Annotated in this window: 14 protein-coding genes; 11 read left to right on the forward strand and 3 right to left on the reverse strand. The window is 50.5% G+C overall.

Features of this window, described 5'->3' with window-relative positions:
- Positions 1-43 precede the first annotated feature (43 nt).
- The 3 genes from ACO0LD_RS10855 (at position 44) to ACO0LD_RS10865 (ending at position 3,545) form a co-directional block, all read left to right on the forward strand.
- On the forward strand, positions 44-1,273 hold the full coding sequence (locus tag ACO0LD_RS10855; protein ID WP_423006566.1) for a ribonucleotide-diphosphate reductase subunit beta: 1,230 nt from the start codon (positions 44-46) through the stop codon (positions 1,271-1,273).
- A gap of 710 nt (positions 1,274-1,983) precedes the next feature.
- Positions 1,984-2,925 (forward strand): transcriptional regulator, encoded by a 942-nt coding sequence (locus ACO0LD_RS10860; RefSeq protein WP_423006568.1) that lies wholly within the window; start codon positions 1,984-1,986, stop codon positions 2,923-2,925.
- A gap of 89 nt (positions 2,926-3,014) precedes the next feature.
- Positions 3,015-3,545 carry a YggT family protein gene (locus ACO0LD_RS10865; RefSeq protein WP_423006570.1) on the forward strand — a complete coding sequence of 177 codons (531 nt, stop codon included), beginning with the start codon at positions 3,015-3,017 and terminating at the stop codon, positions 3,543-3,545.
- A gap of 10 nt (positions 3,546-3,555) precedes the next feature.
- Here ACO0LD_RS10865 and ACO0LD_RS10870 read toward each other — a convergent pair whose 3' ends face one another.
- Positions 3,556-4,566 (reverse strand): LacI family DNA-binding transcriptional regulator, encoded by a 1,011-nt coding sequence (locus ACO0LD_RS10870; RefSeq protein WP_423006572.1) that lies wholly within the window; start codon positions 4,564-4,566, stop codon positions 3,556-3,558.
- Positions 4,567-4,669: 103 nt separating this feature from the next.
- Between ACO0LD_RS10870 and ACO0LD_RS10875 the strand changes: the two genes are divergently transcribed.
- Both ACO0LD_RS10875 and ACO0LD_RS10880 read left to right on the forward strand, forming a co-directional pair.
- Entirely contained in the window at positions 4,670-5,947 is a 1,278-nt protein-coding gene (locus tag ACO0LD_RS10875) for an amidohydrolase family protein (RefSeq protein WP_423006574.1), read from the forward strand.
- Between the two features lie 52 nt (positions 5,948-5,999).
- On the forward strand, positions 6,000-6,848 hold the full coding sequence (locus ACO0LD_RS10880) for a hypothetical protein (protein WP_423006576.1): 849 nt from the start codon (positions 6,000-6,002) through the stop codon (positions 6,846-6,848).
- A gap of 190 nt (positions 6,849-7,038) precedes the next feature.
- On the opposite strand, the gene hemL is transcribed toward ACO0LD_RS10880, so the two are convergent.
- Together hemL and thiD are read right to left on the reverse strand one after the other, a co-directional pair.
- Positions 7,039-8,319 (reverse strand): glutamate-1-semialdehyde 2,1-aminomutase, encoded by a 1,281-nt coding sequence (hemL, locus tag ACO0LD_RS10885; RefSeq protein ID WP_423006578.1) that lies wholly within the window; start codon positions 8,317-8,319, stop codon positions 7,039-7,041.
- 145 nt (positions 8,320-8,464) lie between these two features.
- Positions 8,465-9,304, reverse strand: coding sequence for a bifunctional hydroxymethylpyrimidine kinase/phosphomethylpyrimidine kinase (gene thiD, locus ACO0LD_RS10890; RefSeq protein WP_423006580.1), 840 nt, complete (start codon positions 9,302-9,304; stop codon positions 8,465-8,467).
- A 169-nt stretch (positions 9,305-9,473) separates the two neighbouring features.
- On the opposite strand from thiD, the gene ACO0LD_RS10895 reads away from it, so the two are divergent.
- The 6 genes from ACO0LD_RS10895 to ACO0LD_RS10920 all read left to right on the forward strand — a co-directional run bounded on the left by ACO0LD_RS10895 (position 9,474) and on the right by ACO0LD_RS10920 (position 20,726).
- Entirely contained in the window at positions 9,474-9,626 is a 153-nt protein-coding gene (locus ACO0LD_RS10895) for a rubredoxin (RefSeq protein WP_110255217.1), read from the forward strand.
- A 116-nt stretch (positions 9,627-9,742) separates the two neighbouring features.
- Positions 9,743-10,135 (forward strand): response regulator, encoded by a 393-nt coding sequence (locus tag ACO0LD_RS10900; RefSeq protein ID WP_110255216.1) that lies wholly within the window; start codon positions 9,743-9,745, stop codon positions 10,133-10,135.
- Positions 10,136-10,174: 39 nt separating this feature from the next.
- On the forward strand, positions 10,175-10,540 hold the full coding sequence (locus ACO0LD_RS10905; protein WP_162039914.1) for a response regulator transcription factor: 366 nt from the start codon (positions 10,175-10,177) through the stop codon (positions 10,538-10,540).
- Positions 10,541-10,597: 57 nt separating this feature from the next.
- Positions 10,598-11,182: a chemotaxis protein CheW gene (locus ACO0LD_RS10910; RefSeq protein WP_423006582.1), complete on the forward strand. Its 585-nt coding sequence runs from the start codon at positions 10,598-10,600 to the stop codon at positions 11,180-11,182.
- A gap of 58 nt (positions 11,183-11,240) precedes the next feature.
- Positions 11,241-13,580, forward strand: coding sequence for a methyl-accepting chemotaxis protein (locus tag ACO0LD_RS10915; protein WP_423006584.1), 2,340 nt, complete (start codon positions 11,241-11,243; stop codon positions 13,578-13,580).
- Between the two features lie 261 nt (positions 13,581-13,841).
- The gene (locus tag ACO0LD_RS10920; protein ID WP_423006586.1) at positions 13,842-20,726 is read left to right on the forward strand and encodes an Hpt domain-containing protein; all 6,885 of its coding nucleotides are present in this window, start codon (positions 13,842-13,844) and stop codon (positions 20,724-20,726) included.
- Positions 20,727-21,063: the final 337 nt, after the last annotated feature.

Raw genomic sequence — 21,063 nt, forward strand, 5'->3', positions numbered from 1 at the left:
TTCCCCGAAAAAATAAGCTGTTACAAAAAGTAAGGAAATAATAATGTTATCTTGGGATGATGAAGTTCAGCCTGCAACCCCGGCAACTCCGGCACCGCGTCCAATGAGCTCCCCGTCAGGTGCGCCAGTAAGCGGCTTGGATTTGCAAGCACGTTTGCAAACGCAAGAAGTCGCCCTCAATCCTGCGCTGGTCAGCAAGCCAGTTGCCGCGCCAGCTCCTGCAGCAGCCGCAACTGCAGCAACCGGTGAAGTGGCGCGTCGAGTGAATGCTGCTGACAAGCGCATCATCAACGGCACTACTGACGTGAACCAGTTGGTCCCCTTCAAATACAAATGGGCATGGGATAAATATCTGGCAGGTTGTGCTAATCACTGGATGCCGCAAGAGATCAATATGCAACGTGATATTGAACTCTGGAAAGACCCGAATGGCCTGACCGAAGATGAGCGTCGCTTGGTAAAACGTAATCTGGGTTTCTTTGTGACCGCAGATTCTCTGGCTGCCAACAATATCGTGCTCGGTACTTATCGACATATCACCGCGCCTGAATGCCGCCAGTACTTGTTGCGTCAGGCATTTGAAGAAGCTATTCATACTCACGCTTATCAATACATCGTTGAATCGCTGGGCCTGGATGAAGCAGAGATCTTCAATGCCTACAATGAAGTTGATTCCATCCGCGACAAGGATCAGTTCCTGATTCCTTTCATCGACGTGTTAACCGATCCAGCATTCAAGACTGGCACCACCGAGGCAGATCAGACTTTGCTCAAGTCCCTGATCGTTTTTGCCTGCCTGATGGAAGGCCTGTTTTTCTATGTCGGCTTCACACAAATTCTGGCGCTTGGCCGTCAAAATAAAATGATGGGTGCGGCTGAACAATATCAATACATCTTGCGCGATGAATCGATGCACTGCAATTTTGGGATCGATTTAATCAATACAATTAAGATGGAAAATCCGCATTTGTGGACGCCAGCATTTCGCGATGAAATTAAATCGTTGTTTTTGCGTGCTGTGGAGTTGGAATATCGTTACGCAGAGGATACAATGCCGCGTGGAGTGCTCGGTTTGAATGCGCCAATGTTCAAAGGTTATTTACGGTTCATTGCAAATCGCCGCGCACAACAAATTGGTCTCGAAACGCTGTTCCCTCAGGAAGAAAATCCTTTCCCTTGGATGAGTGAAATGATAGACCTGAAAAAAGAGCGCAACTTTTTCGAGACACGTGTGATTGAGTATCAAACTGGTGGAGCCCTCAACTGGGAATAAGCGCTGAAGACAGCGACCACCAAAATCCGGATCAGGGATTTCTGATCAAGTAGTGCGAGCAGGTTGATTGAAGTTTTTAATGTGATGTTGAATTTGGGCTTGCAAGACCCCAGATAGAAAACGCAGCCACAAGAATTCATCAAATCAGGAAACGCCGCAAGCTGTCAGTGTCCCCCGGGATTGCTCATGATTTGCACAGGATGTAAAACGCGAGAGGCCTCACCAAACTGAATGGACAGTCATAGACAACATTGTTTTGAACTGTTAGTGCCGCAATACCTGGCTACACTGGGTATTGTGGCTATTGGTCTTTGTGTTTCACAAAAGAATACCGGCGTCTGCAGCTAATGCAGGCGTTTTTGGGTTTGCCGCCAGGCGAGGAGCCGGCGTGGAACCTGTTTATGATCTGTAGCGAGCGGTCGTCAGCGGAGTGAAGAGCAGCGCAAAAAGCGGAATGTACTCTAGTACATGAGCATTTTGAGCAGCGCATGAGCCCCGATCAGGGCCGCGCAGTAAGATCAAAAGCAGGTTCTAAAGCAAACCATGATGGCTGAAGTGCCCCATCAATAGAGGGGATGGAGCAGTTCGGCCGGTGCAGAATTCATTAGCGCAAACAGCGATCATGTTTGTGCCGATGAATAATCCGCTTGAATGGATCGAGCGGATTTAATTTTTATCTGATTTTTTCCATCAATCGAAGGAGAAACAAAATGGCAACAGCACCACAACCGTCCCCGGACGAACCAGTAGCAGCAAAGAAACCTGCTGCAAAAAAAGCCGCCGCCAAGGTAGCTAAACCAGCAGCTAAAGCAGCAGCCAAGCCAGCAGCTAAAGCAACTAAGGCAGCGGCCAAGCCAGCAGCTAAAGCTGCAGCCAAGCCAGCGGCTAAGGCAGCTAAACCAGCTGCTAAAAAAGCAGCAGCCAAGCCAGCAGCAAAAGCTGCAGCTAAGCCAGCAGCCAAGGCAGCTAAACCAGCCGCTAAAAAAGCAGCAGCCAAGCCAGCAGCAAAAGCTGCTAAGCCAGCCGCTAAAAAAGCAGCAGCCAAGCCAGCAGCTAAACCAGCAGCCAAGGCAGCTAAACCAGCAGCTAAGGCAGCTAAGCCAGTAGCGAAAAAAGCAGCGGCCAAGCCAGCGGCAAAAGCTGCAGCTAAACCAGCAGCAAAAGCAGCTAAGGCAGCTAAACCAGTAGCTAAGAGGGCAGCAGCTAAACCAGCGGCAAAAAAAGCAGCAGCTAAACCAGCAAAAGCAGCTAAGCCAGTAGCGAAAAAAGCAGCAGCTAAGCCAGCAGCTAAAGCGACTAAGGCAGCGGCCAAGCCAGCGGCTAAAGCAACTAAGGCAGCAGCTAAGCCAGCAGCTAAAGCAGCTAAGCCAGCAGCTAAAGCAACTAAGGCAGCAGCTAAACCTGCAGCCAAGCCAGCAGCTAAAAAAGCAGCAGCTAAACCTGCGGCCAAGCCAGCAGCAAAAGCAGCAGCCAAACCAGCCGCGGCAAAGCCAGCAGCTAAGCCAGCAGCAGCGAAGCCAGTCGCAAAAAAAGCCGCGGCTAAGCCAGCCGCAAAAAAGGCCGCTCCAGCAAAACCAGCGACACCTGATGCAAAAACAGTTGTAAGTCCAAATGCAGCATGGCCTTTCCCAACTGGTAATCGCCCAGCATAATCTTTGATATGCTTGGTGGCCTGGTTTTATTCAGGCACAATACCCACTGTCTGATTCGTCATGCAGTGGGTTTTTTTTAAGGGTGTGCCGTGTTATTGAATAATCTGATTTATGTTATCAAAGCTGTCACGGGTGTATTTGCCGGGTTTCTGTTGCTGCGTTTCTGGATGCAGGCACAACGCATACGGCCTCCGACATCACTGGCGCAAGCAATTTTTAAAATAACAGACTGGCTGGTCCATCCTATCCGCCGCATCATTCCCGGTTTCGCCGGTTATGATTGGTCTACACTGATAGGCGCTTTGCTGGTTGCCCTGGCTGCGGCAGGCTTTATCGTTTGGCTGGAACTTCCCGTATTCATGATTGAACAGGTTTTTATCGTGGCTGGGATCATCATGGCGCAGTGGATAATTTATGAGATCATGGCCTTGCTTTTGCTGGAGGTATTATTTAGCTGGGTGAATCCCAGTGCGCCTTTGGCACCGTTTGTCCGGGCATTAAATGAGCCCTTGCTTTCACCGGTGAGAAAGCTGATTCCCCCAATCGGTGGCCTGGACTTTTCGCCCATGATAATACTGATATTGTTACCGATTTTGCTTAGCTTCATCTCATCTAAGTAACTAAGTAAATTTATTCTTTAGAACTCATGTGAGCAGTTGATTGCCGTATCACCAGTTGCGACTTCAACATTTCCCGCCTTAATGGCGCTTCCGGGTCAACGATGCGGTTGACCAGTATCTGTGCCGTCAGGTTACCTATGGCTTGCTTGGGCTGCGCTATCGTCGTCAATGGCGGGGTGCTGAACGATGCCAGGGCAATATCATCATAACCAATGACGGACAAGGCTTCCGGTATCTTGATGCCAGCCTCATTGGCTGCCCTGATGCCACCTATCGCCATCAAATCATTACTGGCAAAAATCGCCGTAGGCCTTTGTGGTAAAGCCAGCAATTGCTGGAAAGCGTTAAAACCGCCCTGGCTGGTAAAGTCAGCATGCAGCAAATATGCGCTGTTGAATTCCAGCCCTGCTTCCTGCAAGGCACGGCGGTAACCAGTGACGCGGTCACCGCTGGGTAGCAGGATGTCAGGTCCGGCAACGCAGGCAATACGCTTGTGACCAAGCCCTATCAGATAACGGGTTGCTTCATAGCCACCCTGTTCATGGTCAGCTTCTATAAAATCCGCCACCACGCCCGACACTTCGCGATCCACCAGGACTTTGGGTATGCCTTCGTCTGCCAGCAATTGTGTCAGTTCTTCATCTGAGCCAGAAGACACCAGGATCAGGCCATCAATACGTTTTTCCATCAGCACGCGGATATAGGCGGCCTGCTTCTTTGGATCGTCGTAGGAATTGCACAGGATAATGTTATAGCCCAGCTTGAATGAAGCATCTTCTATCCCCTGTATGATTTCTGCAAAATAGGGATTGGAATTATTCGGTATCATCATACCCAGGGTGTGGGTGCGGTCGTTCTTGAGGCTGCGGGCAACAGCGCTGGGGATGTAGCGCAATTCCTGTATCACGGCCAGCACACGTTCGCGTGCATCTTCACTGACGACGCGGGTATTATTGATGACGTGAGAAACCGTGGTTGTCGAAACCCGGGCTTTCTCTGCGACTTGCTTCATTGTTGCCATAAGATTCCTGCCTTTCTGTGCCAAGATTATGACGCAGGATGAGGCTCGTGGCGTATATTTTCTGTAATAACTATTGTGTATTAATTATATAGAGAGATTTCTGATGAACGATCTTGTCATTCGCAATGCCAGTTTGCCTGATGGACGCAAGGGTATCGATATCGCCATCCGGGATGGCCGCATCAGCGCCGTTGATGTGGCTCTGCCTGTCAAAGCGGCAGAAGAAATCAATGCCAATGGCAATCTGGTGACACCGCCATTTGTCGATGCCCACTTCCATATGGATGCGGTGCTCAGCTATGGTTTGCCACGCGTCAATCAGTCCGGCACTTTGCTGGAAGGCATAGCCTTGTGGGGTGAACTGAAGCCCATGCTGACACAAGAGGCGCTGGTCGAGCGGGCCATGCGTTATTGCGACTGGGCGGTGGGGCGGGGCTTGCTGGCGGTACGTTCACATGTCGATATCTGCGATGATCGTTTGCTGGCAGTCGAAGCCTTGCTGGAAGTGAAGCGCCGCGTTGCCCCTTATCTGGATTTGCAACTGGTGGCCTTTCCGCAAGATGGGATCTTGCGCAGCGCCACCGCCATGGATAATCTCAAGCGTTCTATAAGCATGGGCGTGGATGTGGTCGGTGGCATCCCGCATTTTGAACGCACCATGGCCGATGGTGCAGAATCGGTGCGGCTGCTGTGCGAGTTCGCCGCCGACAAGGGCTTGCGGGTGGACATGCATTGCGATGAATCGGATGATCCCTTGTCACGCCATATAGAAACCCTGGCTTATCACACGCACAGGCTGGGTATGCAGGGCAGGGTGGCCGGTTCGCATCTGACCTCCATGCATTCCATGGACAATTACTATGTCAGTAAATTATTGCCGCTGATACGTGAAGCTGGCGTGGCAGCTATTGCCAATCCCCTCATTAATATTACCCTGCAAGGCCGCCACGACACTTATCCCAAGCGTCGTGGCATGACCCGCGTGCCTGAGATGCTTGCTGCTGGCATAGAAGTCGCCTTTGGCCATGACTGCGTGATGGACCCCTGGTATAGCCTGGGTTCTGGCGACATGCTGGAAGTCGCGCAAATGGGCCTGCATGTGGCGCAGATGACCGGGCAGGATGCCATGCGTCAGTGCTTCCAGGCAGTGACGGCAACACCAGCGCGCATATTGGGACTGGAAGGATATGGACTGGACGTGGGCTGCAATGCCGATCTGGTGATACTCGATGCCAGCGACCCGGTGGAAGCAATACGCTTGCGCGCTACCCGCACCCATGTGCTGCGCCGCGGCAAAGTTATCAGCCAGACGCCGGTACCGCATGCGAATTTGAATTTGCCAGGACGCTCAGGACAGGTGGATTTCAGATCGAAAAATTGACTATACTATATCGAAAAAAATAAATTCAATGCATACATCAAGAAAGCAAAACATGAAGAAATTATTACTAATATTGTTCTTGACTTACGTCTCAACTGCTATTGCACGAGCGGATTCGATTGAAGGTCAAGTATTTATTGTTACTAAAGGCCAACAAGCGGTCAAACTAGCACTTGTAACTGTCGAAGTGGTTCCAGAAAAAACAGTTAAAGATACTCTCTCGGCACTCACTCAATCTTTAATTGAAAAAAATAGAATTCTTAGCGAAAACATAGATGGAAAGCAAAGAGAAATAAGGGATTACAAATCAGGCGTAAAAAGTTCAGATGATTTAGCGACAGGCGACGTATTCACAGAAGGAGAAAAATTAGCCAGTGTTTGTAAACTTGATGGACAATCCCAGAAATCGACCGAATCGTTTTCAACTTGCGCTAAGACCCCAGAGGGTAAATCAGCATTTACTCGACTTGCAGCTTTAACTGCAACTTACAAGGCAGAGTTTGCTGAAGTCAGAAGAATGCGGAAAGAACTAAACGATTTAATTAAAGAACACCAGGCTAATGCAAAAATCAGTGCTAAGTTAGCGGACGCTGATGTTTTTGGCAATATGTCAACAACGACGACGAAAACTGATGCCGATGGAAAATTCACAATTTCAGTCCCCAAGAACGGCAAATATGCAGTTCTTGCAAATAGCAAAAGACAGATAGGTGAAACATCTGAAAATTATCAGTGGGCCGTTTGGATTACTACGAAAAAAAGCTCAAAAGTAAACTTAATGCTCGCTAATGATAACTTGATTGAAACGGGATGTAGCGACTGTGTCATATCCAAGACTTTGCCCACATATATTCAAGCACCAGGAACATCGCCAGAGAATGTTAGGCTTAATTTACAGTAATTAATACAGATGTGACAGCTTAGTGTAGTACTGAGTTATCAAAAAAATTAAGGATACTTTTGAAGTATCTGTAAAGTTAAATCCTCATACTATATTGATGTTCGCAACTCTACTAGTCGCTTAATCTATGGGGGATTATATAAGGGAGCTTGATTCTCAAGCTCCCTTATAGTGTCAGATGGTCCGACGATCAGAGTTGTGCGAAAGCTTTTTCAGCCGCAGCAATCGTATCGGCAATGATGGCATCATCATGTTGCGCAGAAACGAAGCCGGCTTCAAAAGCAGATGGTGCCAGGTAGACGCCCTGGCCCAGCATCAGGTGGAAGAAACGGTTGAATCTTTCCTTGTCGCTAGCCATCATGACGGCATAAGTGCCCGGTACTTCGTTGGCAAAATACAGGCCAAACATGCCACCGACGGCATCTGCGCAAAACGCGATGTTGGCTGCTTTGGCGGCGGCACTCAGGCCATCCGCCAGCTTGCGGGTTTGCGCTGTCAGGTTTTCATAGAAGCCTGCTTGCTGGATAATTTTCAGAGTAGTCATGCCCGCTGCCACGGCAACCGGGTTGCCTGACAAAGTGCCGGCCTGGTACACGCCACCCAAAGGTGCCATGTGCCCCATCAAATCAGCGCGACCACCAAAGGCAGCGACCGGCAAACCACCACCGATGACCTTGCCCAGGCAAGTCAGGTCGGCCTGTACGCCATACAGCGCCTGCGCACCATGCAGGCCTACGCGAAAGCCGCACATCACTTCGTCAAAAATCAGGACACTGCCATGCGCGGTACACAGCTTGCGCATGGTGTTGATGAACTCTTGCGTCGCGCGTATCAGGTTCATGTTGCCAGCCACCGGTTCAACAATCACACAAGCGATCTGGTCACCGATGGACTTGAACACTTCTTCCAGTTGTTCGCAATTATTATAGTCAAGCACCAGTGTGTGTTTGCTGAAGTCTTCCGGCACGCCGGCAGAAGTCGGGTTGCCAAACGTCAGCAAGCCACTGCCAGCCTTGACCAATAAAGAGTCTGCATGGCCGTGGTAGCAACCTTCAAACTTGATGATCTTGTCGCGTTTGGTAGCGCCACGTGCCAGGCGCAGGGCGCTCATGGTGGCTTCGGTGCCGCTTGATACCAGGCGCACTTGTTCTATGCTGGGCACGAGTTTGCAGATTTCTTCTGCCATCTCGATTTCACCTTCAGTCGGCGCGCCAAAGCTCAGGCCACGGGCGGCAGCTTCTTGCACTGCACTGATAACTTCGGGATGGGCATGGCCAACGATAGCAGGTCCCCATGAGCCTATGTAGTCGATATAGCATTTGTCTTCTGCATCCCAAAAATAAGGGCCGGCTGCGCGCGTGATAAAACGCGGCGTACCACCGACGGAGCGGAAGGCGCGCACAGGAGAATTCACACCACCTGGCGTGGTCTTTTGGGCGCGGGCAAACAGGATGTCGTTTTTATCGGTCATGATGGAGCTTCAGTAAGTGATGGTGCAAATGAGATGGTGTTTAAAATCAGGTGCTATATAAATAAGAGCTAAATAAGAGCTAAATAAGAGCTAAATAAGAGTGTCTATTAAACAGCATCTATATTAGATGGCGCTGGCACAGGATCTAGCTGGCTTCCCTGGCCCAGAAATAACGGTCAGGTATTAGCCTGCCCATGCCCAGTCTTTGAGCGTGGCTTAAAGCGGCATGGGTAAATTCCTGGGCTTCAAGTACAGCCTCAGGAATTTCCAGCCCATTCGCCAGCAGGGCGGCAATCGCAGCGGAGAGGGTAGAGCCTGCTCCGGCATGTGAACCTGGCAAGCGCTGCCAGGTATCGCGCCTGACAATGCCGGTTTCATTATATAAAGTGTTAACCACTTCACCAGTTTCACCCGTAGTGCCCGTGACTAATATATACTCGCAGCCGGATTCGATCAGCGTCATGGTGTCGGCGGCCAGATCTTCGGCCTCGGCCCCTGTTTCTGTCTCAGCTTCAGCACCTTCTTTCCAGGTTTCTGCCAGACGCGACAGTTCCACTGCAGAGATCATCAGCAGGCTGGCTTGAGGTATCAGCAATTCACGGATTGCCAGTACCAGGTCTTCGGCTTCTGGCCCCTGTTCTGTCAGGGCGGCATTGAAGGGATCGAGTACCATCGGCAGTTCTGGATAGTCTGAAACGATCTCGGCGATGACGGTGACATTCTCGACGCTGCCTGCCTGGCCGACTTTAAAGGCCAGCACAGGCATGTCTTCCAGCACGGTGCGGGCCTGTTCGTCGACTAAATCTCCATCAAGTGGATGTAAATCATCGATTTGCGACGTATCACCAGTTAAAATGGCGGTGATAACGGGTAAGCCATAACAGCCCATGGCCGCAAACGATGCCAGATCGGCATGGATACCGGTGGCAGCAACAGGATCTGATGCGCCAAAGCTAAGTATTAGTGGAGAAATTTGGTTTTGCACGTTGGGTAGATTAATATAGCTGACTTCGTGAGGACTTAAATTACTCGCGCAAATGCCATTAGTAACACATTGCAAACAGAATATTTGCAGCAGTTTCAATATTTTACTTGATTGAAGGGTTTTAGTCGTGACTGATACGGTAACGGAAAAGGTAGTTTTCAAGGCGTGGATGTGCTTGATTTGCGGTTGGGTATATGATGAAGAGCAAGGTTCACCTGAAGACGGGATTCCGGCTGGTACCAAATGGGAAGATGTACCCATGAACTGGACCTGTCCCGAGTGCGGCGCACGCAAAGAAGACTTCGAAATGGTGGCAATCTGATCGATTTGTCGATTTTGATGTTGCTTAATATGTTTATTCAAGGAAAAAAAGCGCAAATGTGCGATTTTTTGTTACAGTGATATGTAACCTTAATACTGCCGGGAAGAGATGATTTTATGTCAACGTTGACAGGCAACGAGAACTTGAAAATCATGGTGATTGACGATAGCAGCACCATACGCCGTTCGGCCGAGATTTTTCTTGGACAAGCCGGATACAAAATAGTATTGGCGGAAGATGGTTTTGACGCACTTGCCAAGATTAACGATTCTCATCCAGACCTGATTTTTTGCGATATCCTCATGCCTAGGCTGGATGGATATCAAACTTGCGCTTTGATTAAAAAAAGCGCGAAATTCCGGGATACACCGGTAATCATGTTGTCTTCTAAGGACGGTTTATTTGACCGTGCCCGCGGTGCGATGGTCGGCTCTGATGAGTACCTGACCAAGCCTTTTACAAAGGATAGTCTGCTGAAAACTGTAAAAAATTACACTTCGGCGACCTAGTTTTATATAGTTAAGTTAGTTAATGTGAGGTAAAACAAGATGGCCATTCAAAAAATTCTGGTAGTAGACGATTCTCCAACAGAACGCTATTTCCTGACCGATGTATTGGTGAAAAATGGTTTTTCAGTATCAACAGCTGAAAACGGTGAAGAAGCCCTGACAAAAATCAAGGCCGACAAACCACAGTTGATCTTGATGGACGTGGTCATGCCTGGGCAAAATGGTTTCCAGATTACCCGTGCGATCGCCAAAGATCCTGATACGCAAGACGTTCCCGTGATCATCTGCACCAGTAAAAATCAGGAAACTGATCGTATCTGGGGTTTGCGTCAGGGTGCCCGTGATTATCTGGTGAAGCCTATTGATCCGGCAGAATTGCTGGCGAAGATTTCTGCCCTCGGTTAATCCGTATAGACAAGTATTAATTCTTGCATCAACAATAAGATATCTTCGGATTGCCTCATGAATCAGACTGTGCGTGAAACTGCTGCAGCAAATCTGGACGTTGTCAAACCTGAAAAGGGCGTGCGTCGTACCCGTTTGCGTGAATTTCAGGCGCAGCTGGTTGAACGCATGCAAGCTGCCCAGCGCGGTGGCTATACGAAACTTAGCCAGTTGGGCATTATGATAGGACAGGGACGTTATCTCCTGGATTTGCGAGAATCCGGAGAAATCGTGACTGCCGGTGCCCTGACCAGAGTGCCTTTGACACGTGATTGGTACATAGGCTTATCGAATATTCGCGGTAACTTGACGGGTGTCGTCGATTTGCCGCGTTTCCAGGGCATGGATAATACCAAGCTTGACACGCAGTGCCGGATTGTTGCTTTTGCTCCCGGCATGGCATTCAACAGTGGCTTGCTGGTATCCCAGGTTTTGGGTTTGCGTACGGTTTCAGAAATGGAAGAAATCCCTTTTGACGACAACCAGTTTGAGAGCAAGGCCTGGTTGCGTAAAAAGTACAGGGATAAGGATGGCAACATCTGGTTTGAGCTTAGTCTGGCCACATTGGTACAAGACCAGGATTTTTTGCAAATAGGTATTTAAGTCAGTATGTGCACTGTAGCAGTACTGACAGCTTTTCAATCGTTTAGGAGACTTAGTAATGGCATTTAATCTACCGTTCTTGTCCAAAGATAAAGAAAATCCGGAAATTGACGGAGCAGAAGGTTCGGCAAGGTCGTTCGGGAATGCTGATTCGATTGAAATTGAAGAAGCAAGCAATGTAAAAATGCTGACGCCAGAGCAGGAGGCGGCTGCCGCCACACCTGTGGTGGCAGAAGCTGCTCCCTCAAAGGTTGAGTCGTATGGCGACGCCACCTTTATCGGCGATGCGCTGGAGAAGGGTAGCGGCATGCGCTTGCCTATCATCGGTGGCATGTCAGTTCGTCGTCAGACCAACTTCTTGCTCGGTACCATGGCATTCTTCCTGTTACTGGGTGGTGTCTCGGTGTACCTGAACTCTGAACAATCGACACTGATATCGACACAGGCGCAGATCGCCGGTGAGGCGCTGATGCACTCGCAGCGTATCGGTAAAGCGGCACCAAATGCGATTCAGGGTAACGTTGAAGCTTTTAAACAGCTCAAAGACAGCCGTGGCGAACTGAATGCCGATTTGAGTGTTCTGCTGAGTGGTGGACCATATCAGGGGCGTGTAGTCAAGCGTGCTGACTCTACTCTGGAACCAGTCGTCAAGGAAGCGCAAAAAGCCTGGAATAACTCCAATAAGGCTGCGGAAACGATCTTGAACCGTCAAAAAGAATTGACGGGTTTCGGTCAGACTCTGCAAAAAATGAATGCCCTGTCCCCAATCCTGCTGGAATTGACGGAACAAATTTCTACCCTGAAAGTACAGGGCGGTGGTTCAGCGCGTGAAATTAATGCCGCCGGTCAGCTGGTCATGTTGACCCAGCGTCTGGGTCGTAGCGCGAATGAATTCCTGACTTCCGAGGGTGTTAATCCTGAAACGGCATTCTTGCTGGGTAAGGATACAAATACTTTCCGTGACCTGGTCGATGGCTTCCTGAAAGGTAGTGATGTATTGCGCCTGACAGCCACCAAAGATGCAGATACACGCGACAAATTGACTGAACTGCAAAAAACTTTCTCTGAATATCAGGTATGGGTTTCCAGCATTCTGGGCAATCTGCAAAACTTTATCGCTGCAAAACAATCCGAACAGCTGGTGTTTAACGAGAACGAAGATCTCAAAAACAAACTGTCCAAATTGCAGAAAACCTATACGGCTGAGCAAGATGGTACCAGTATCTACTTCTGGGCCATGTTGGGCTCTGCCTTCTTCGCTCTGCTGGCTGCGGTAGGTATCGGTTTCGTTCAGTTGCAGGAAAGTCGTAACCGCGCCAAAGAAGCGAATGATCGTCGTCTTGAAGCTGCGGCACAAATGATGCAAGCGCAGAAACAGGAAGAAGAAGCGAAAGCCGCTAACGATCAGAATCAGGCCGCGATTTTGCGACTGATGAATGAATTGCAAGAGGTTGCGGATGGTGACTTGACGGTGCAGGCGACGGTTTCTGAAGATATCACGGGCGCGATTGCCGACTCGGTTAACTATACGGTGGAAGAGTTGCGCGGTCTGGTAGGTCGTGTTACGGCAACTGCAGAACAGGTTACTTCAGCGTCTACACAAGCGCAGAATATTTCCAGCGATTTGTTGACTGCGTCTGAACAACAGTCACGCGAGATTTCTGATGCTGGTCAGGTGGTTCTGACAATGGCGGCTGAGATTACTGACGTATCCCGCTCTGCGAATGAATCTGCACTGGTTGCGCGTCAGTCGGTTGCGGCGGCGGAGCAAGGAGCCCATGCGGTGGAAAACGCCATCAAGGGTATGAACGAGATTCGCGAACAAATCCAGGAAACTTCCAAACGTATTAAACGTTTGGGTGAATCTTCACAAGAGATTGGTGAGATCACGGAACTGATTTCTGACATTACCGAACAAACCAACGTACTGGCGCTGAATGCGGCGATTCAGGCAGCGTCTGCGGGTGAAGCGGGTCGAGGCTTCTCGGTGGTTGCGGAAGAGGTTCAGCGTCTGGCGGAACGTTCAGCTGAAGCGACCAAGCAGATTGGTGCGCTGGTTCGTACGATTCAAACGGATACCCATGACGCGGTTGCCGCGATGGAAAAATCCACTCAGGGTGTGGTTGAGGGAGCGAAACTGTCAGATGCGGCCGGTACGGCGCTGTCTGAAATCCGTAGCGTTTCCAACCGTCTGGCAGAACTGATTCAAGGTATCTCGCTGGCGACGGAACAACAAGCTACCTCTGCCAACGGCGTTGCGCAAAATATTCAACACATTTTGACCATCACCGAGCAAACGCAGCATGGTACGCAGCAAACTGCGGTTTCCATTAAAGAATTGTCCATGCTTGCGGAAGAACTCAAGAACTCTGTGTCACGGTTCCGGGTTGCCGCCTGATTTTCACGCCCCGGTTGTGAGAGTGAACTGTAACAGTGAAAAGCGAAGTGCCTGCCATGTGCGCGCCGACCAGGGCGGTGTTGCAAATACTGGCGATAGCCCTGCTATCGCTGTGTATAGTAATGACACTGGTCTTGCCCTGGTTCGCCGGGCACATGTCCTTCACTTACGCTTTCACTGTTACAGTCCACTAGCTGCAACCCTATAATATTTGCACGGTAATGGACTGCGGTCCATTGCCCTTGAGTTTGCGGAGTACGCATGACATCCGATTTATCAAAATCGCCAGATCTCCCACAGGAACAGTTCGACATCGGGCCGCTATCCTGGGTGATGGGAGAAGTGCGGGAAGCAATCACGAATGCTGGCAAGATGCTGACGGACGCACTTGGCCAGGATACTGAAACCCGCCCTACCACCTTATTACATGCGAAAAGCTATCTGCATCAGGCCCATGGTGCCTTGCAGATTGTTGATATCGATGGTGTATCCATCGTTACAGAAACCATAGAAGAATTGCTCGAGCGCCTGCAAAGTGGGCAGCTTGAAATGACACAAGCGAATGTTGAAGTCATCGTCGATGCCTTCCATGCTGTCTTGCGTTATCTGGAAGACTTGTTGTCTGGCTCACTGCATCAGCCAGTCCGCCTGTTTCCGTATTACCGTGCCTTGCTGGAACTCAAGGGTGCCGAGAGAATACATCCGGCTGATTTGTTTTTCCCGTCCCTGTCCGCCAAAGGGCAGATACCTGAACTGGCTGTCAGCAGCAAGGCTATGGCCATCAGCTATACCGGCTTGCGCCAGCGCTTCGAAAAGCTCTTGCTGACAGTATTGACCAGCAAGGACAAAGAACAACAGCGCGCTGCCACGCAATCCATGCATGACATGATTGCGGAAATCGAAAATGGCCAGACCAACTCACAAGCCAAGGCTTTCTGGGTCGTCATGCGTGCTTTTGTGGAAGCCGTAGGTCATGGTGCCATCGATAACCAGCAATATGTCAAACAGATATTTGGCCGCATCAATCTGCAAATCCGCCGTCTGGTAGAAGGTGTCAGCACCATCCCTGAACGTCTGTTGCGCGATGCCCTGTTTTTCCTCGCCCAGGTTGAAAACCCTTCTCCTTTTGTCACCAGGGTACGTAAGGCTTACCAGCTTGACGACACAGTGCCGCTTGATTACGACAAGAAGAATTATGGTCAGATCACTGCAGGTGCACTGACAACGGCAAAAGAACAATTGTCGGCTGTCAAAAATCTGTGGGGCCGGATAGCCAATGGCGAAAATGGCCTGGCAGAAAAATTCTCGCAAAAAATGACCGACCTCGCCGATACCGGTGCAGGTCTTAATGCGCCTGCATTGGCAAAACTCTTGCGTGAATTGAATGGCATTGCCCGCAGTGTCGCGCATTCACCAGATGGCAGCAAGCTGGGCTTGGAGCTGGCCACCAGCCTGCTGTTTGTTGAACATGCACTTGATCATATAACACGCCTGCCCGCGCATTTTGCCGAGCGTGCTGAAGAAATTACCACTCGTCTGTTGTCCGTGGTGTCCGGTGAAACACCACAAACCCAGGCTAGCTGGATGGGTGAAATTTCCCGAGAAGCACAGCAACGTCAGACTATGGGTGTACTGGTTGGTGAAATGCAATCCAGCCTGCGTCACATAGAAAAAGTGCTGGATGAATATTTCCGTAATCCTGCTGACAAAGAAACCCTGAAACCTATCGACGGCAATCTGCATCAGATTGGTGGTGCATTGGCCATGCTGGATCAGGACGATGCGATGGCTGCAGTCGAGCATACTCGTCAGATGATCAGCAGCTTCAAGGCAGAAGATGCCATTGACCCGGTTGCGCAAGCGGCATCACATGAAAATGTGGCGCAAAACATAGGCGCGCTGTCCTTCTTCATCGAGACTCTGCAATCCCAGCCAGATACCGCGAAAAAGAAATTCAGCTTCGACAAGGAAGCTGGCCTGTTCCGTTCCAATTTGCTGGAAGCCCAGGCAAGCAAGGAGTTGCTGCCTAGTGCCGACATACATTTGCCTGGTGATGAGGCACATGGTCAGGAACCCAAGGTTGCCATATTGCAGACTGCTGAGCAAGAACTGGCTCAGCAACAACAAGAATCTGCCCGTCTGGCCGCATCCCTTGCTGCAGCGCCAGAAGATGCAGGCTTGCAAGCGCAACTGAAAAGCTCGCTGGAATCTGAGCGTTCAGTGGCTATTTTGCTGGACGACACAGCTGCGTCGGAACGCGCCAAATCTGCCATCGCATTGCTGGCGCAAACTGATGCCACCAGTGGCTCAGGTGCCTTGCAGGAAATCGTCACGACACCACCAGCCGAAACAGTCACGGCATCTGCACCAGCTCAGGAGATTCCTGATGGCGACGATGCTATTGATGCTGAATTACTGGAAATCTTCCTCATGGAAGCCGATGAGGTACTGGAATATGTCCAGACCACCTTGCCACTGTCCAGAAAAGATACCAATAACCAGGAATACCTGACCAGCTTGCGTCGTTCTTTCCATACTCTCAAAGGCAGTGGCCGCATGGTTGGCCTGATGGTATTTGGTGAAGCCGCCTGGAGCATAGAGCAGGTCATGAACCTGTGGTTGTCTGATTCGCGTAATGGTGATGAAAACCTGTATGCCCTGCTGGACCGTACTGCGCGTGAAATGGTTGAGTGGGTCGGTGAATTGAAACAGAACGGTGTTTCTTCACGCACAGGCAAAGCCATCATCGCTGCTGCTGAACGTATCAAGGCCGGCGAAGATTATCAGGATATTCCTGAGGTAGTCGCCGCCCCGGCAGTTGAGCCTGTCCTGCTTGCTCCGGTGATTGACGAAGTTGAAGCAGTAGCCTTGCCAGAAGTCCTTGAAATTGAGGCTGTGGCTACTCCTGTCGTTGAAGAGACAACTGCGGAAGTGCCTGCTCCAGTGACTGCAGATGCCTCTTCCGAATTCGACGCATTTGAATTTACGCCAGTAGAACTGGTGAATGTCGAAGCGCCTGTCGTAGCAGAAGTACCGGTGGCAAGTGAGCCTGCGGAAGTTATTGCAGTGACGCCAGCGTTCGCCAGCTTGCCTGAGCTGACACTGGACACGCCTGTTCATGCTGAAGAAGCGATCTTGCCAGAAACCAGCTTGCCGCTTGATCGCGCGCTGGAAGTGGCTGTTGCGGCAGAAGATATGCCAGTCCTGCAAGCTGAAGAGCTGGTGGCAGCTTTGCCGCTGGATGCTGTACACGAAGAAACTCTGGTACCTGCAACACCAGCGGCACTGGCAGACATTCCCCTGGAAGTGCTGACTGAAGCAGTAGCAGATATCCCAACGCTGGAATTGCCAGAAGTCATAGAGCTGACGGCCTTGCCAGAAACAGATTTGCCAGTAGTAGAAGCAGAGTCTATAAACGCAAGCTCTGACAGTCTGACATCTGATCTTGCCAGCGCAGATGAGTTGCCGGAAGTAGTTTTGCCTGGTGAGATTGCTGCTGGCGAAGAAGCCGCAAAAACACCAGAAACTGCAGAAATTGCTACCGCAAAAATCATCGATTTCCCTGATTTGTCAGTACCCGCGCCTAGTGTGGACGACAACATCAAGCGCATCGGCGATATAGAAATCAGCCTGCCTTTGTATTCCATCTACATGGCAGAAACAGATGAAATCGTCCGTTTCCTGGTGCAGGATTTTGCTGAATGGAGACATGAGCCACATCGCCATGTTTCTACACATGCTATTCATGCGAGCCATTCTCTGGCCGGCAGCTCGGCAACGGTAGGCCTCAAGCCTTTGCAAGAACTGGCGCATAGCCTGGAATTTGTCTTGCAGAGACTGGAACGCCATCCTGTCGTATTGCTGGAATCAGAATACGATGTACTGGACCGTTCTCTGGATTCTGCCAAACGCATGCTGCAAAAATTTGCCTTGTCAGAAATGGCAGCATCTGCGCCTGAAGAAATCCGTCAGCTTGAACATTTGTTGCAAGTCGTCATCGAGCGTTCCAACGCTGGTGCAGATGAAGAATTCATCACTTCCACTAATGAAAAACTTGATCCAGTCTCTTTGTCAGAAGAGCTGCAGCCTGTTGATCTGATCGCGGCAGATGCGCTGGAAAATTTGCCTGCTATTGAAGTAAGCGAACTGGTTGATGCCATTGAAGTACATGAACTGCCAGCACTGCCAACGGAAGAAGTAAAAGTTGACGAGGTAGTTGCTGACGTAGTTGCTGACCAAGTAACGGCTGGCGAAGTAACAGCTGAAATACCAGTCGTCACCGAAACCTTGTCTGAACCAGAATTCAATCTGGAACATGAAGATGTGCTGGAAGCTTTACCTGTTCTTGATGACGAGTTGTCTGAAGAGTTGAGCGCTGAAGAACTGGCTGTTGAGACACCTCTGGAAGCAGAAATTGTCATTGCAGCTGGCTTGCCAGAACCAGAAGTGCCAGAAGAAACTATTACAGACCGCATCGGCTCCATCATGCTGGATGCCATGGATGACATACATCCAGTGGAAGCGCATTCCGAGTTGCTACCTGTAGTTGAGCCTGAGGCAGTTGTTGAGCTCGCGCATGCGGCAGAACCTGCACCAGTTGCTGAACCAGAAATAATAGAAGCCGTAGTTACCCCAGCTACACCAGCCGCACCAGCAGTTGTCACACCAGTAGCTCAGCCTGTATTAGCTGAATATGTGGCACCTGCGAATGATGGTACTGTGCAGATCCGTGATGATCTGGATATGGACTTGTTACCTGTCTTCATAGAAGAAGGTAATGACTTGCTGCCTATGGTTGGTCAGTTGCTACGTACCTGGCAAGAGAAACCAGACGACATGGCAGCACCACAAGCCATCGCCCGTATCATGCATACCATCAAAGGTAGTGCACGTATGGCCGGTGCCATGGGCCTGGGTCAGCACATCCATGATATGGAATCGCGCATCGAAACCCTGATGCATGGTGGTAGTGCAGTCCGAGTTTCCCTGCTGGATGATTTGCTGGCACGTCATGATCACAGTATGCACATGTTTGACCGCTTGCTGCATCCTGAGGCGCATGTAACACCTGCACAAGCTGATGCACCATTGAGTGCTGCGCAAGAGTTGGATCAGTTCCAGGAACAAATGGCGGCCACCAATACAGACGCGCCAGTGGTCATCAATGAACTGGTGAACCTGACGCCTGTAGTGCCACTCATGACCCGCGCCATACCGGCCAGGGCTGCAGCGGCACCAGTTGCAGTGGCGGCCAATACGCCAGCTACCTTGGTGCGTGTGCGTGCCGATATTCTTGATCGTCTGGTTAACCAGGCTGGTGAAGTTTCCATCTCGCGTTCACGTCTGGAAAATGAAGTCAGCACCTTGCGCTCGTCCCTCAGCGAGTTGACAGAGAACGTCAACCGCCTGCGCGACCAGTTGCGTGAAGTTGAGATTCAGGCAGAAACCCAGATCACCTCACGCATGGCGCATTCTGGTGACCGTGAATTTGATCCACTTGAGTTTGACCGCTTTACCCGCCTGCAAGAATTGACACGCATGATGGCCGAAAGCGTCAGCGACGTGGCCACCGTACAAACCAACTTGACGCGTACCATCGACGGCGCAACCAATGACTTGCTGGTACAAGCGCGTTTGACGCGTGACTTGCAACAGGATTTGATGCGCGTACGTATGATTCCTTTCGCCAGTATTTCTGAGCGTCTGTATCGCGTGACCCGCCAGACTTCCAAAGAAGTCGACAAGCGCGTCAACCTGGATATTCGCGGTGCAACGGTAGAGATGGATAGGGGCGTTTTGGAAAAAATGGCCGGTCCTTTCGAACATTTGCTGCGTAATGCGATTGTCCACGGTATCGAAAGCCGTGAAAACAGGCGCAATCATGGCAAAGAAGAAACCGGTGAATTGCTGATTGAAATTCGTCAGGAAGGTAATGAAGTTGTGATTCGCTTCAGCGATGATGGCCAGGGTTTGAACCTGACCCGCATCCGCGAAAAAGCGCTGTCCGTCGGCTTGATTTCCAATGAAGATAATCCTGGTGAGCTGGAAACAGCCAACATGATTTTCGAACCTGGCTTCTCGACTGCGACTGAAATTACTGAACTTGCCGGTCGTGGCGTCGGTATGGATGTGGTCCGCTCCGAAGCTGCTTCCCTGGGCGGTCGTGTTGAAGTGACGACTAACGAAGGCAAGGGTGCTGAATTCACCATTCGCCTGCCTCTGACGCTGGCAGTGACGCAGGTTGTGTTGCTGAGATCTGGTGGCCGTACTTTCGCCGTACCTTCCGTTCTGGTCGAGCAAGTACAGCAACTGAAATCAAATGCCCTGGCCAATGCCTACAACGAAGGCGCAGTCATGTGGCAAGGTCAGCGCGTGACTTTGTACTACCTGTCCTCCATGCTGGGCCAGGACGATGCTACACCGATGACGCAACAATACAGCCCGCTGCTGATCATGAAGAGCGGTGGCGAGCGTGTTGCCATTCACGTGGATGACGTTCTGGGTAACCGCGAGGTGGTTGTTAAAAACATTGGCCCGCAACTGGCACGTATGACAGGTATCGCTGGCGCGACCGTACTCGGTTCCGGTGAAATCGTTCTGATCCTGAACCCTGTACCGCTGGCACAGCGTATGGAACACGAACATGCACGCCTGCAGCAACTGGGTGCAGAAGCCACACCTGAAATGGGTGCGGTTGCCAACTTGCATGCAGCAACGGAAGTGACTGAAACCAAAGCTCAGCCAGTACAGGGCTTGCGTACCCAGCATACCGTCATGGTAGTTGATGACTCCCTGACTGTACGCCGCGTGACCCAGCGTTTGCTGACACGCGAAGGTTACCAGGTCATCCTGGCAAAAGACGGTATTGATGCGCTGGAGCAGTTGCAGTCAGTCACACCAGACGTGATGCTGGTCGACATCGAAATGCCGCGCATGGACGGCTTCGATCTGACCCGCAACGTACGCAGCGATTCACGTACCAGCCATATCCCTATCATCATGATTACTTCGCGTACTGCGGATAAACATCGTAACTATGCGAAAGAACTAGGTGTCAATGAGTACTTTGGTAAGCCTTATCGCGAGGATGATTTGTTGGGGGCGATTATGGGGTTCCTGGGTAAAGATGCGGCGGTGATAGTGTAAGCAGGCTGTAGATCTAAGTTAGTCAAAAAAGCAGAGAGTGATCTCTGCTTTTTTGTTTTTAGCTTTTATGTGACTGCTAATACATATCGATTGAATCTCCGTAAACTAAATATCGTCATTCCTGCGCAGGCAGGAATCCAGCGGCGTTCGTAGCAAACTATTACTTGAATTAATTTCGAATTGCTATTTGCTGTGGGCATCTATTTTTTGAATACCAGCACATGTTATTTAAGATCGCCAGCCGGTGGTAGACCGGCGGCTACTTACCTTTTTGCTTCGCCAAAAAGGTAAGCCAAAAAGGCGACCCAGGCGTAGCCGCCCCTGCGGGGTTCCCATT

The organism is Undibacterium sp. Ji83W, from assembly GCF_049340385.1.
Classification (GTDB): Bacteria; Pseudomonadota; Gammaproteobacteria; order Burkholderiales; family Burkholderiaceae_D; genus Undibacterium.